This window comes from Rosistilla ulvae, assembly GCF_007741475.1.
Lineage (GTDB): Bacteria > Planctomycetota > Planctomycetia > Pirellulales > Pirellulaceae > Rosistilla > Rosistilla ulvae.
The window spans coordinates 5,560,823-5,575,753 of sequence record NZ_CP036261.1 but is presented as its reverse complement, the minus strand read 5'-3'; the positions used below and the strand labels follow the sequence as shown (position 1 = coordinate 5,575,753).

General features: G+C 58.4%; 9 protein-coding genes. 7 read left to right on the top strand and 2 right to left on the bottom strand.

Annotated elements, in window-relative coordinates:
* Window positions 1-55: 55 nt before the first annotated feature.
* From EC9_RS19710 to EC9_RS19695, 4 genes are all read left to right on the top strand, one after another.
* Entirely contained in the window at window positions 56-3,790 is a 3,735-nt protein-coding gene (locus tag EC9_RS19710) for a DUF1553 domain-containing protein (RefSeq protein WP_145347854.1), read from the top strand.
* A 65-nt stretch (window positions 3,791-3,855) separates the two neighbouring features.
* Window positions 3,856-5,154, top strand: coding sequence for a DUF1501 domain-containing protein (locus EC9_RS19705; RefSeq protein ID WP_145347853.1), 1,299 nt, complete (start codon window positions 3,856-3,858; stop codon window positions 5,152-5,154).
* Window positions 5,155-5,234: 80 nt separating this feature from the next.
* Window positions 5,235-6,179 carry a dihydrodipicolinate synthase family protein gene (locus EC9_RS19700; RefSeq protein ID WP_218934281.1) on the top strand — a complete coding sequence of 315 codons (945 nt, stop codon included), beginning with the start codon at window positions 5,235-5,237 and terminating at the stop codon, window positions 6,177-6,179.
* 811 nt (window positions 6,180-6,990) lie between these two features.
* Complete coding sequence (locus EC9_RS19695; RefSeq protein ID WP_261342963.1) at window positions 6,991-8,472, top strand: IS1182 family transposase; 1,482 nt, start codon at window positions 6,991-6,993, stop codon at window positions 8,470-8,472.
* A 193-nt stretch (window positions 8,473-8,665) separates the two neighbouring features.
* Here the strand turns inward: EC9_RS19695 and EC9_RS19690 are convergent, their stop codons facing one another.
* A complete protein-coding gene (locus EC9_RS19690; protein WP_218934280.1) occupies window positions 8,666-9,121 on the bottom strand; it encodes a hypothetical protein in 456 nt (151 codons plus the stop codon).
* Window positions 9,122-9,481: 360 nt separating this feature from the next.
* Between EC9_RS19690 and EC9_RS19685 the strand changes: the two genes are divergently transcribed.
* The 3 genes from EC9_RS19685 (at window position 9,482) to EC9_RS19675 (ending at window position 14,375) form a co-directional block, all read left to right on the top strand.
* Window positions 9,482-10,276, top strand: coding sequence for a hypothetical protein (locus tag EC9_RS19685; protein WP_145347850.1), 795 nt, complete (start codon window positions 9,482-9,484; stop codon window positions 10,274-10,276).
* The gene (locus EC9_RS19680) at window positions 10,273-11,343 is read left to right on the top strand and encodes an SAM-dependent methyltransferase (protein ID WP_246105780.1); all 1,071 of its coding nucleotides are present in this window, start codon (window positions 10,273-10,275) and stop codon (window positions 11,341-11,343) included. Before EC9_RS19685 ends, EC9_RS19680 begins: the two co-directional genes overlap by 4 nt.
* A 104-nt stretch (window positions 11,344-11,447) precedes the next feature.
* Complete coding sequence (locus EC9_RS19675) at window positions 11,448-14,375, top strand: FAD-binding and (Fe-S)-binding domain-containing protein (RefSeq protein WP_246105779.1); 2,928 nt, start codon at window positions 11,448-11,450, stop codon at window positions 14,373-14,375.
* Here the strand turns inward: EC9_RS19675 and EC9_RS19670 are convergent.
* Complete coding sequence (locus EC9_RS19670) at window positions 14,372-14,929, bottom strand: hypothetical protein (RefSeq protein WP_145347848.1); 558 nt, start codon at window positions 14,927-14,929, stop codon at window positions 14,372-14,374. The genes EC9_RS19675 and EC9_RS19670 overlap by 4 nt on opposite strands.
* Window positions 14,930-14,931 lie beyond the last annotated feature (2 nt).

Genomic DNA, 14,931 nt, shown 5'->3' with positions numbered 1-14,931 from the left:
CGATCGCAACGGTTTCCCGCCAACGATTACCATTCCATCCCCAAGACTTTCATTTATGAACTCCATCCATCATTGCTTGTGTGTTATTGCGATATCGGTAGCGAGTAGTATCGTCGCTCCCGCGATCGTTCGCGCGGACGAAGAGCCGGCTGCGTTTTGGGAATTTGGGCCCGAAGAAGCGACACCAATTCGTCCCGTCGGCGGAATCCACCGCGACGTCCCAGGGCCTCGGCCGCCGATGTTCCCCGACTTTTCTGTCAACAATTCGGCAGTCAACTTCGACGGCAAAGGGTCTCGATTCGTCTTCGACGATCCCGGCGACGACAGTCCGTTCGACTTCGACAACGGGGATGAGATCACGCTCGAAGCATGGATTAACATTCGCGATCTCAACGAAGGGGACCACTCCTACATCATCGGGAAAGGGCGGACCGGCAACCCCGGATTCTCGCGAGACAACCAAAACTGGGCGCTGCGAATTCGTGGGCTGCAGGGGGAGGCGCGGGTAAGTTTTTTGTTTGCCACCGTCCCCGTCCAACCACAACAAAGGAACTGGCATCGCTACACAAGCCTGCAAGGTTTTCGGCCGCGAACCGGTTGGCATCACATTGCCGTCGCGTATCGCTTTGGTGAACCGAAGACAATGCAAACGTGGATCGATGGCAAAAAGGTTCCCGGGACGTGGGATGCTGGCGGTCCGACTAGCAATACGCCAGCGATCGATAACGATCAAATCTGGATCGGTTCAGCGCTGTCAGGCGCTGCGGGAAACAGCTTTCGCGGAGGCCTCGATTCGATCGGCGTCCACCGTGTGATGCTCGACGAAAAGACGCTGCAATCGCGCTTCCGTCGCGTTGGCAAAGCGCCCGACATGGAATCGATCTCGACGGAGATGCCCAAGCTTGGCGACTTGGAATCGGGCAAAGTGACAGTCACCTTTCACGAAGGGCTCCCCAACCACGATCGCTGGCTGTATCCCGAAGAAACGCTACCGCCGAGTGCCACGGCTTGGTCAGGGCGGTCGTTTTTGCTGGACCAGATTCCACTGAAATACGACGACTGGGGCATTCGCGCCAGCTGGAAAGCTCCCGTTCTTGTGCGGATGGCAGCCGACGTCTCGCTTCCCCCGGGACAACACACAATCCTAATGCGTGCTCGAGGCATGGCGCGTGCGTGGGTCGACGGACAACTTGTCACGATGTCGAAACCGCTGGTCGGCGCGCCGCACGGCGAAGAACCGATCACTCCCGTCTCGCCACCACCGGCACCGGGACATCGCCCGGCATGGCATCGTTGCCAGGAGGCGACGGGACAGGTGGAGATCACCGCTTCGAAACCGGTCCGCGTCGTGCTCGACGCCATCGCTGGCGGCAAGCGTTTTCGACCGGAACCGGGAGAACTGACGCTGGCGGTTCGGCTGGAAGGGGAAGAAGCATTTTCCGTTTTGCGTCCCGCAGGCCTCTCCGAATCTCCATTCCCATTGACCGACACGGCGGTTGAAAACGAATTACGTCGGATCGAATCGACGATGACCGCGCTGAACGATACGACGCGGCGGCAAGCTGCCAGCAACCAGGACGCTTATTGGAACAAGCGGCATCAGGCAGCCCACGACTGGCTCGCGGCGAATCCATCCCCCGCTGTTCCTTCGACGGATCAACCGACGACCAATCCAATCGACGCATTTCTGCAAGCGTCGACGCAGCCGGTCGATTCGACGCAGGAGAGTCCAACAGCCCCCAAGCAGCACCAATTCTTCACGACAGTACTGCCGATCCTGAAGAGCGAATGCATTCGCTGCCATGGCGAGAAAGATAAGGGAGGCCTATCGCTGGGTTCGCGGGATCTGGCCGTCCTGGGTGGCGACTCGGGAGAACCGGCGATCAAACCAGGAGATCCGCACGCGAGCGAGTTGATAATTCGGCTGCGCAGCGAAGATGATGACATGCGGATGCCGCCAACGGGAAAACCACTCTCCGAAGAAAAGATCATGGTTCTGGAAAAATGGATCACCGACGGAGCCAAGTGGCCCGAAATGGAATCCCAGATGGTCGCCACAGAATCAGCCGCTTTGATCGGCGACACAGCGTTCATCCGCCGCGCGTTCCTCGATACCGTGGGCGTTGTTCCCAGCGAAAACGACGTGACGGAATTCTTGTCCGATACGTCCGCCGACAAACGGGAACGGCTGATCGATCAACTGCTGGACGATCCGCGTTGGGCCGACAACTGGATGGGATATTGGTTGGATATGTTGGCGGAGAATCCAACGCTGATCAACGCCAGCCTCAACAGCACGGGCCCCTTTCGATGGTATCTGTACGACTCGCTACGCGACAACAAACCGATCGATCGGATGGTCTCGGAATTGTTGATGATGCGTGGCAGCGCCCACGACGGAGGAAGTGCCGGCTTCGCTCTGGCCGCTCAAAACGACTCCCCTTTCGCGGCGAAAAGTCACATCGTTGGGAACGCGTTTCTGGGGATCGAGATGCAATGTGCCCGATGTCACGATTCTCCCTACCACTCGACATCGCAACGCGACCTCTATTCGCTAGCCGCGATGTTTGCTCGCAAGCCATTGAGCGTGCCCAAGTCGAGCACCGTTCCCGCTGGCTTCTTTAAGAAGTCGGACCGCAACTCCTTGATCAAAGTCACGCTCAAGCCAGGCGAAAAAGTAACGCCGACATGGCCGTTCGCCGAAGTCACGGGAGCGAAAGACGACAAGTCGCTGCGAGCGTTGATGCAGCGAGCCGATGATCCTCGCGAAAAATTGGCGACGCTGATTACCGCTCCACAAAACCAACGCTTCGCTCAGGTCATCGCCAATCGCATTTGGCGTCGCTACATCGGGGCTGGCATCGTGGAGCCGCCGCAAGATTGGGAAGGCAATCCCGCCAGCCACCCCGAGATGCTGGAATGGCTCGGTAAGGAACTTGTCGCGAAGGATTACGACATCAAACAACTGGCGCGTGTGATCATGACATCTCAGTTGTATCAACGCGAAGCGATCGGGCAAAACCGAGATGCAACGCCGGAGCAACGCAAATTCAATGCACCCGATCGACGACGTTTGACCGCCGAACAAATTGCCGATTCATTTTTCCAGGCGACTGGTCGCGAGATGGATGTCGAACCGATGACGCTCGATCCCGATGGCCGCGCCGCGACGAGTACTCGCAATTCTTATGGCAAGCCGAACCGCTGTTGGATGTTCGTCAGCAATTCCAACGAACGAGATCGCCCCAGCCTCACGCTGCCCCGCGCCGAGGCGGTGATCGAAATGTTGACAGCCTTCGGTTGGACGGCGGATCGCCAAGCGCCAAAGACCGACCGCGAAACCGAGCCAAACGTTTTGCAACCCGCGGTGATGGCCAACAGCACCCTGACGATCTCGTTGACCAAAGCTGCGGATGCAAGTCCGTTGGCCGATCTCGCTGTCGAAGCGCAGTCGCCGCAACAGTTGCTCGATTCGCTGTTCTTGCGATTCGTCAGCCGCCGGCCGACCGCAGCGGAGTCAGAGATCTTCCTGGCTCCGCTGAGCGAAGGCTTCGCCGATCGCATGGTGCCCGAGGATCAGATCGTTCTTCCCCAAGCGCCTCCGCGACTGCCGCAGGTCACGTGGTGGAATCACGTTCGAAACGATGCCAACACCATCCAGCAAGAAATCGCCAGCCGAGTCCTGCAAGGCCCGCCAGCCGATCCGCGGCTGAAGACTGCCTGGCGGCAGCGGTATGAGGATGTCGTCTGGAGCATCGTGAATCTGCGTGAATTTGTCTGGATGCCTTAACCCACGTCCGCCAACCGATCCCCTCAATCTCAATCCATTGCTAACGAGTGAACGGAAACAACAACATGGCCCAATCACCTATTTCCCCGCTGGGACGTCGACAGTTCCTCGCGACCGGAGCCACAGTCGCGGGACTCTCTGCAGCCCCCACACTCGCCGCATCGGGCCAGCAAGCTCGCTTGCAAGGCCAAGCCGAACATGTGATCTCGATTTGGCTCGGCGGCGGCATGAGTCAGATCGACACGTTTGATCCGAAGAAGAAGGGAGATCCCAAAAAGCAGACGCCGGGATCCTACTACGACGCGATCCCGACAGCGGTTGACGACGTCAGTGTTTGCGAACATCTGCCCAAAGTCGCCGCGATCATGGATCGTGTTACGGCCGTGCGCACGGTGAATCATTCCGTCATCGATGAACATGCCGCCGCGACCAATTGGATGCACGTGGGACGGCCGGTCAGCGGAACCGTTGTCTATCCCTCGCTGGGATCGATCGTCTCGCACGAGCGTGGCGCCATCTCCGAATCCGCACCTCCCTACGTCCTGATCGGTTATCCCAACAGCTCACGAGGGCCGGGATTTCTCGGCGCACAGCACAGCTACTTATACCTGACCGACACCGGCCGCGGGCCAACCGGTTTGGCCCGGCACATGACCGTTTCCCGCGAACGTCAACAGCGCAGAGAACAGCTGCTCGTTCAAGCCCGTCGCGCTCAACCGGAACTAGCAGACAGAGCGTTGCGAGACTATGACGCGGCGGCCGAACTGGGACTGCGGCTCAGCGGCCCCGATTTCATGCGCAGCTTTCAATTGGATAGCGAACCGGCGGCGCTTAGGGAAAATTATGGAGGCGAGTTTGGGCAACGCTGTCTGTTAGCGCGGCGGCTGGTCGAACGAGGAGTTCGATTTATCGAAGTCTCTCACAATTTGAACTTCCTCAACGGCGCCGGTTGGGATGTTCACAACCGTGGCATTCTCGACCAGCACAAATTGATCCATGAACTCGACGACGCGCTCGCGACGCTGGTTCTCGATCTGGAAAACCAAGGTCTCCTGGACAAGACGCTTGTCATGGTGAGCACCGAATTCGGGCGGCCACCTCAATTCGATGGCGGTGGCGGGCGGGGACACCAAGGCACTGCCTTCTCATGTGTGCTTGCCGGCGGTGGTTTGAACCACTGTGGCGCGTATGGCCAAACGAACGAACTGTCGCAAACAATTACCGCCGACCCGGTCTCAGTCCCCGACCTATTCGCGACGGTCCATGCCGCGCTCGGGATCGATTATGCAAAGTATCTCTACAATGGCGATCGCCCGGTCCCAATCACGGATCAAGGAACCCCAATCGCCAAGTTGTTTGGTTGAAACAGGGCTTCGTTGAAACAGGGCCACAGCCTCAAACCGTCCGTGCAACGCTGACCACCATCCCAGATAGGAATTCGACAGTGCCTTCCTCGCTCCCCACACAGCAGTCCTCCCGTTTTCAGGGGACGATCCCACCGATTGTCACCCCCTTGGCAGACGACGATCGCCTGGACGACGCCGGTTGTGAACGGCTGCTCGAACACTTGATTGAGGGAGGTGTCGATGGCATCTTTCTACTCGGTTCTTCAGGTGAAATCGTCAGCCTAAGTCAGCAGCTTCGCGCGGACTTTGTTCGCAAGGCATGTCGCATCATCAACCAACGCGTTCCAGTATTCGTTGGGATCACCGACAACTCGGTAGTGGAGACGAAACGCTTCGCTCAAGTGGCATCCGACGCGGGAGCCGATGCCGTCGTCCTCACAACTCCGTTCTACTATCCGATCGATCAATCGGAACTCAAGACCTTCGTCCAATCGGTCCTGCAAGGGACCGATCTGCCGCTGTTGCTTTACAACATGCCAGCCATGACCAAGCTCTGGTTTGAAGCGGAGACCGTGGCCGAACTCGCACAGATGGACCAGATCGTTGGCATCAAGGATAGCAGTCAGGACCTCGATTATTTTCGCCAGCTGACAAGCTTGAAGTCCGTTCGCCCCGATTGGACATTTTTGATTGGTCACGAAACTCTGTTGGCAGAATCGCTGCGGGTGGGTGGAACCGGCGGTGTGAACTTGGGAACCAATCTATTCCCCAGCCTGTTCTCAAGCCTGATGCAGGCGCATCGGGCGAACGACGATGCCGCGGTGCAAGGTCTCCAGACCAAAATCGACTCGCTGGCCCCAATCTACAAAATCGCAAACAGCTCCTCGCCGCTGCTGCCACTGATCGGAATCACCAAGACAGCGCTGTCGATTATGGGGATTTGCAACGATCGCCTGGCACCGCCGCATCACCCCTGCACGCCCGAACAACGGCAGCAGCTGACCGCGGTGATCGAGCGACTGAAGACAACACTTGGCGCGTAGCATGCGAGTTCATTTGCCGCGACTCAATCCAGGGAACGCTCAAACATCAAGATAGGCCGACATATCACGAAGGGATTTTGGATGGTTGCGGGAGGTTGTCGCGAAGCGTGCCTCTCGGGATGCAACAATTAGCCACAGAGGGCTCAGAGATCACAGAGTCTCTTCTGCATTTCTCCGTGGCCTCGGTGATCTCTGTGGCTAACACGTCGAATCATTTCGTTTAACCGCGGCGGCAACGCCCCACGCGTCCATGAGGTTCGAAGCGCGGCCCGTTGGGCACGCGGTTAAACGATTTGCAGCCGACTCGAGGCTTCCCGAAGGGATACAAGACGGTAGCCGGTGGTCGTCGCGAAGCGGCGCACCTCCGGTTCGCGAGCCCCGATCGCGCGACACAATCCCAACGGGATTGCAGACAGCTGTGCGCCCCCGTCGTGGGCGGCGATCGATTGCATTACCGTTTCCGGTGGCATGCGCTACGCTCCGGCCACCGGCTACCTTCTGCGAGCCCTTGGGGATCGGTTTTGTGGCAAACGCGTCGAATCACTTCGTTTAACCGCGGCGGCAACGCCCCACGCGTCCATGAGGCTCGAAGCGCGGCCCGATGGGCACGGCGGTTAAACGAAACTCGTAGCGGAAGTCGTCAACGGCCTGTCGATTTAGGCATTCGCTGTCGACATGGAACTGGATAGCGCTAAACTCTTTACGGGGCAATCGTACGGTCAGTTTGGAGAAGAGCGATGGGCTGGGCACAACCGAAAGAAAATCGCGAACAGCTCGTTCTTTTCGCTGAAAAACTTGATGACGCCGCCCCATCGAGCATCCGGTTCGCACCATCGATGCGATGCTCGGCAAGATCGATTGGTCGAACTGGGAGGCTAGCTACGACCTCACCAAAGGACAGCCGCCAATTCATCCTCGCGTCATCGCCGGAGTCATTCTCTGCGGGCTACTCAAACGCGTGCGAACCTCCCGGGCACTGGAGGAAGCTTTGCAATTTCGCTTGGACTTTCGCTGGCTGGCCGAAGGACGCTCGATCGACCACAGCACCATCGCCCGCTTTCGCACCTCCAACGCCGGGGCTATCGGCGACCTGTTTGTTCAAATCGGCCTGATTGCTCAACAGATGGGGCATCTCACATTGCGGTCACTCGGCTATGACGGCACACGCCTGCGAGCAAGCAACCGCCGCAGCGGCACGCGGACGCCGGACGAACTTCGACAGGCCAAGAAGCAACTCACCGCCGAGTTTGAAGAACATCGCCAAGCCGTTGAGCAGGCTCAGGACAGCGAAGACGAAATCTTCGACGCTGCGGCGGCAGCCGACAAAGAAGAGCAACTCTCTCGCCAGAGCCAGCAGATTGACTCGGCCCTTGCCGAGCTCGAGCGGATTCAAAGCGAAGGCAAGAAGGTTCCCGATCGCTTGCCGATCACCGACCCGCAAAGCCGGATCGCCAAAAACAAGGAAGGCGGCTTCGCACCGAACTACAACCCAACGGCCACGGTCGATGCCGATAGCGGGCTGATCGCCGCAGCCGATGTGATCAGCGGCATTGATGAACAGAGCCACATGCACGGGGCGATCGATCAGGTTCGCGAGAGCTTCATGGAAGGCGATCGCGAGCGTGAGGTCCAGGTGCTGGCCGACGGATTGATGGCAACCGGTGAGAACATTGCTGCCTGCAAGGACAAGCACGTCGACTTCTACACGCCAGCGGGACCGGAGAACCCGGCGTACCGCAAAGATCCAAGTCAACCGATCGCAGCCGAAAAGATTGACCGACTTCCTGTTCGCGGCAAGAAGCCGAAGAAGGGTGAGCAGGACGAGCGGACGTTTGACAAGTCAGCATTCCTGTACGATGCCGAGGCGGACGTTTACTACTGCCCGATGGGCAAGACACTCGAGCGCAAGAGCCGGCGCAAAGATCACACCGGTGCCGAGCGTTTCCTTTACCGAGCCGACAAGCGAGACTGTTCGGGTTGTTCACTTCGGACGAAGTGTTTCAAGAACAGTCGCAATCAATATGGTGGCCGGATCGAGTGCGGTGTCCACGAACAAGCCAAGACTTCGCACACGCGTCGGATGCAGAGGGACTGCTCACGCACAAAATACGCTCTTCGAGCGGCGGTAACCGAACGTCCTTTCGCGTTGATCAAGCATCACTTTGGTGTTCGTGAGTTCCTTGTGCGCGGCCTAGAGAAGGTTCGTTGCGAGTGGCAATGGTTGTGCATCGCTCACAATGTTCATCGCTTGCTGTGTCTGGCTCCCCATCTTGCACGAGCGTGCGTTCCATAACGTTCGACTTCACCGGCATCGTGCCTTTCCCTGTCCGACTCTCCTCCTACCTGCTCTCGATGACTTGTAGCTACCGCTACGCCGTCATCGCCAGCGGAGGTAAGGAGGAAACCAAGAAAAAAACGAACCTAGACCACTTATATCGACAGGCCGTTGACGACTTCCGCTACGGTTTGCACTGGCGGCGTCAGGGCTAGCGCGGCGCTTCGCTGGCGCTGGCAATCTCGGCTGGCTCCGGGCGTTTGTACGGTTCCCGCACGACTGGCTTGAGCAGACCGGTTCGTTGATCCTGAGGGAGCAATTGGCGGTTGGTTCGCTCGGGGTCGACCTGGGTCCACGTCTCCCGATAAGCCGGTGCGCGAACGCTTCGCAACACGCCATCGTCGTGCCAAACGCATCGGTATCCGACCGGCTTCCACGATTTTTGCGGCAGCTGTTCGGGATCTTTGACCAATCGCCATGCCTTCACATGAAAGCGATTGTGGGTCTGGGACCAGTGATAGAAGATCACTTGGTCGAACACGTGCCGGCCGTGTTCGTCGAAGAAATGATTCAATTCGATCAGATCGACCTGTTCGTCAGCCGACCTCGCGTTGGGGATGCCAGCGGCTACTACACCAGCCAACAACCATAGAGCCATGCCACTCATGCTTATCCTCCGTGAGCAAGTTGCGTTTGCAACAAACCTTCGTGGGTGCTCAGACATAAAGTGGCAGGGCGGTTTCTCAATGTTGTAATAACATCTGAGCAATTCAACCTCTATCGTTCATTTATCGGACGGTCAAGGGCATCTTGAATACGAAAGCCGGGCGTTTTCTCTTGCGGGGCCTGCTGTGGAGGTCTTTTTTTATGCCTCGGCAGCGTGGGATCAGCGCGACTTCGATCTGGAACCACACGCTCGATCCTGCTAGCCTCCGCCTGCCTGCGGGGCCCTGCTGCGCGCGAATCGATTCGTCCGGAGCGTGGGGCCAAGCTGGCAAAACTGGGACTTCATTGGAAAGGGACTCGAATGTTCGCCACAAACTCCATTCAACCAAAGGCTGCGATCTTGTTGACGCTCGCAGGGCTTGGCTGTGTTCTTTCGGTCAGTCCGCTGGCAGCGCAGACGAGCGAGCATCCCACCCTTCGGGCGGAAACGAAAATCTATTTCGAAGGCCGCAAACCGCTGCTTGTCGGTGAAACGTTGACGCTGTTCGACGCCGGCGTAGCGTATGACGTTCAATTGCCGGGAAAGTCACAGATCACGGTCTTCGATGTCTCGCGATCGACCATCATCCTGCTCGATTCGACGACCCAGAAACGGACCACGCTCCGCTGCGATGACCTGGTTCGGTACATGGCCGCGCTGCGTCAGCAGGCCCAACAGACGGGCAAAGCCGACGCGATTGGTGTCAGCACCCAACCGAGTGCCGATCTGGAAACTGGCATTTTTCAGGCTGGATTTCCTGGGTATCTGTACACCGCCGAAACCCAAGTGGCTTCCCAACCAGGTCTCGCCAAGGTCTATAACGAATTCACCGCATGGGCGACGCGGTTGAATATGTATCAAAATCCACGTGGGGCTCCCTTCGCTCGACTAGCATTAAACGAACAGATGTCCGCCAGCGACGTTCTGCCTAAGAACATCACGCTGCGGGCGACCGTTGGGGAGCAAACCGAGACGCTGCGCTCGGAGCATCAATTTAGTCCGATGTTGTCGGTGCAAGACCGGGCGCTGATTTCGCAAATCGGTGGTATGCTAGTAAGTTTCCAAGATGTACCCGCCGACCAATTCCGCACCCCTCGGGTTGCGCAAAATGAATGACTAACCAGCCGCCCTCCCCAAATTCGTTCTGTTTTTTGTGCTGCCAGCAGGGTTCCGAGCCAGCGCTCAAGGCGGAACTCGATGATCAAAAATGGCGGCTCGCGTTCTCGCGTCCCGGTTTTATCACGCTGAAAAACGCATCCCCCGCCGATGGTGGCGACGATGCTCTCCCCGCGGGAATCTTCATCCGCAACGCGGCCTGGTCGATCGGAAAGGTTGCCGGTGAGGAGTCGGACGTCTTGGCCAACCAATTGGTCGAACTTTTGCGAGTGGCAAATCTGCCCAAGCCCGATCTGATGCATCTGTGGGGCCGCGATCGTTTGCCCGTCGGCGAGCGAGGCTTTATGCCGGGCAACGAACCGTTGACCGAAGCGGTGGCTGATTTCTTGGCGGCGAAACTGCATCAAGAGGAATTGGTCGCGTCGCCGATGGCCAACCAGATCGCCCGCCCCGGGGACAGGATCTTGGATATCGTGATGGTCGAATCGAACCAGTGGTGGGTCGGTTGGCACAACGTCGAAACGGCGGTGAATCGTTGGCCTGGCGGAACGTTTCCTCTGAATCGCGATCGCGAAGTGATCTCGCGGGCGTATTACAAGACCTCCGAAGCGATTGCCTGGAGTGGTTTCCAATTGCACGAAGGGGACCAAGTCGTCGAAATCGGCAGTGCGCCGGGCGGGTCGGTTCAACGACTGCTGGAACTGGGGCTGCATGTGATCGGAATCGATCCGGCCGAGATGGACGAATCGATTATGGAGCACAGCCATTATCGCCATTTCCGCGCTCGCGGTGGCGACATCAAACGGCATCACTATGCCAAGGCCAAATGGTTGTTGGTCGATTCCAATGTGAAGCCCGAAAAGACGCTGACCACGGTGGAAAACATCGTCCAACATCGCGACACCTCGATCGCGGGGATGCTGTTGACGCTGAAGCTGAGTTCCTACGAACGGGCGGCCGATATTCCGATCTGGTTGGATCAGATTCGGTCGTGGGGATATCCCAACATCCGGGCTCGTCAATTGGCGACGGGCCGAACCGAGATCTGTGTGGCCGCGTCGGTTTGATCGCTGAACGAGACGAACCCCTGTGAATTATGCGGGACGATCGAGGTCCTGCGAGAGTCGACCGAGAATCTATGCAAGACAGTCTTCAATCATCGTTAGTGGAGTTGCAGTCACAGTTTGAGGGAGAGTTGCGGATCGATGCGGTCGCGCGAACGCTCTATTCGACCGATGCTTCGCTCTATCAAGAAACGCCGCTCGCCGTCGCGATCCCGCGAACCGAAGCCGATATCCGCCGTTTGATCCTGTTTGCGGGCAAGCACAAGATCGGGCTGATCCCACGCGCCGCCGGCACCTCGCTGGCCGGGCAGGTTGTCGGCGCGGGAATCGTGGTCGACATCTCTCGCCATTTCACGAAGGTCTTGGAGATCGATGCCGAAGCGGGTTGGGTGCGGGTGCAGCCGGGCGTGATTCGCAATGAATTGAACATGGCGTTGCAACCGCATGGCGTGTTGTTTGGTCCCGAGACGTCGACGCAGAATCGGGCGATGTTGGGGGGCATGTTTGGCAATAATTCGTGCGGTTCCAATTCGATCGTTTACGGCAGCACGCGGGACCATGTTCTGGAAGTCCGCGGCTTCTTGAGCGATGGCAGCGAAGCGACTTTCACCGCGCTAAGCGACGAAGAGTTCGAAGCCAAATGCGACCCCAAAAACGATTCGTTGGAATCGCAGATCTATCGCGGCATCCGCGATCTGTTGAGCCAGCCGGAGGTCCGCGACGAGATCGCTCGCGAATTTCCCAAGCCACAGATCCCACGACGCAACACCGGATACGCTGTCGATCTGTTGATGGACGCGTCGCCGTTGGCACCGGCCGACGCGGCAACCGATAAACCGTTGGACTGCTGCAAGTTGCTGGCCGGGTCCGAGGGGACGCTCTTCTTCGCCACCGAGATCAAGGTTCGTTGTCTGCCGTTGCCGCCACCGGCGTCGGCGCTGTTGTGCCCTCATTTTGAAACTGTTGACGAATCGCTGCGGGCGACGCTGCTGGCCGTCAAGCATTCGATCTTCGCATGTGAGTTGGTCGATCACTTTGTGCTCAGCGGTGCGGCTCGGAATCTGGAGCAACGCGCCAACATGAGTTTCGTCGACGGCCAGCCGGGGGCGATTCTGGCGATCGAATTCCGCGCCGAAACGGACGACCAAGCGGTTGCGGCGGCCGAGAAATTGGTGGCGGAAATGAAAGCTGCCGGCCTCGGTTACCACTTTCCCATCCTAACCGGCGACGACACGAACAAGGTTTGGGATCTACGCAAAGCGGGGTTGGGGATTCTCAGCAACGTTGTCGGCGATGCGAAACCGTTGGCGGTGATCGAAGATACGGCGGTTGCGATCGAAGATCTGCCGGAGTTTATCGCCGAATTCAATCGCCGACTGAAATCGAAATATGGGTTGGAGTGTGTGCACTATGCGCACGCGGGATCGGGCGAGATCCATCTGCGACCGATCATCAACTTGAAGACCTCTGCGGGGAATCAACAGTTCCGCGACGTGGCCCAAGAGATTGCCGATCTGGTGAAGGAGTATCGCGGTTCGCTTAGTGGTGAGCATGGCGATGGCCGGTTGCGCGGCGAGTTTCTGCAGCAGATGATCGGACCGAAGAACTACGATGTGATCCGGCAGATCAAAACGTTGTGGGATCCGGAGAATATCTTCAATCCGAACAAGATCGTCGACACGCCGCCGATGAATTCCAGCTTGCGGTACATGCCTGGACAAAGCACCCCCGAGATTCCAACCATCTTGGATTTCAGCGGGACCGAGGGGGTGTTGCGAGCGGCGGAGTTGTGCAACGGGGCGGGAGACTGTCGCAAGACGCAGCTGTCCGGCGGAACGATGTGTCCCAGTTTCATGGCGACGCGCGACGAACAAGATACGACGCGGGCTCGTGCGAACATGCTGCGGCATGTGTTGACGGCATCCGATGGCCAACGGTTTCCGTTCGACAGCGAAGAGGTCCGCCAAGTGATGGATCTGTGTCTGTCATGCAAAGGCTGCAAACGCGAATGTCCATCGAACGTCGATGTGGCCAAGCTGAAGGCGGAGTTTCAGCAGGGCTACTATGATGCGCATGGCGTACCGCGACGGGCCAAATTGATCGCCAACTTTGCCCGCAACAGCCGACTGGCCGCCTACGCGCCGTGGATGTTTAACTTCATCGTTCGCAACGCGGTGACCTCGCGATTGTTCAAACGCTTCGCTGGGTTCGCTCCCAAGCGTTCGCTCCCCACGATGCATCGCACCACGTTGCAGCGTTGGTTTGCCACGCACACGCCGCATCCGAACGCCGGGCAAAACGGCCGCGTGTTGTTGTTCTGTGATGAATTCACCAACTACAACGATACACCTGTCGGGATCGCGGCGGTCGAGTTGTTGGAACGACTCGGCTTTGCTGTCGAAATCCCCGAGCATCGGGAGAGCGGACGGGCGGCGTTGTCCAAGGGGCTGCTTCGCCAGGCTCGCGATGTGGCCGAAGAGAACGTTCGGTTGCTGAAAGATCGCGTCTCGGAAGACCTGCCGTTGGTTGGCGTCGAACCGTCGGCGCTGCTCAGCTTTCGCGACGAGTATCCCGAGTTGGTTCGCGGCGAATTGCGCGACGCGGCTCGGCAGATGAGCGAACACTGTCTGATGATCGATGAGTTTTTAGCAAAGCAGATGGATGCGGGGCGGATCAAGGCGGATGTCTTCACCGAGGACAAGCGAACGATTCGACTGCATGGTCACTGTCACCAGAAGGCTTTGGCATCGTTGGCACCGACGGTGCGGATGTTGCAGTTGCCGCAAAACTACACCGTCCGGCTGATCCCTTCGGGGTGCTGCGGGATGGCGGGATCCTTTGGATACGAGTCGGAGCATTACGATCTGTCGATGCAGATCGGCGAATTGGTGCTGTTTCCAACGGTTCGCAAGGAGCCCGAGGAGAACCTGATCGCCGCTCCGGGAACCAGTTGCCGACATCAGATCGCCGACGGCACGGGACGCACGGCCGAGCATCCGGTGCAGATTTTACGAGCGGCGCTGCGATCGAATTAAGCGGCGTGGCGAATCGCTTGTTCCATCCACGTGCTGACCTTGCTTTGCGTGGCGACACGCATCGCTAGGAACAGAATCATCAGCACGGCGATCGCCAGGAAGAACGCGTTGGATGTGATGAAGAACGCGACCGCTGCCAACAGAGCTGGACCTTCCATCAACGCCGCACCCACGATATGCGACGTTTGGTAGCGGGCCAGCATCAGGGCTTCGGGTTCGGTCAGCGGTGCTTCGGGATCGATCGTCGGATGGTTGGCGTCGTCGCGCAACTTGGCTGCCGCCGCTGCGTGCTGATCGGCCGATCGCAGCAACAGCGAAGGGAGCACGATCGATACCGCCGCGGCGAGGATCGCAAAACCAAAGACGATGATCACCAGTGGTTCGAGATCGGTTTTGATAGCCGCATTCTCGCGCGTCATCGCCATCGCGACCAGGATCATGGTGATGTTGACCGCACCGAACAGCAGTGCGATCGAGATGATCTGCATCATCAGCACCGACTTGCCGAGTGTCGATGGAAGCGAATTGTGGCGGTTGCCAGAGTTTGGGTTCATGA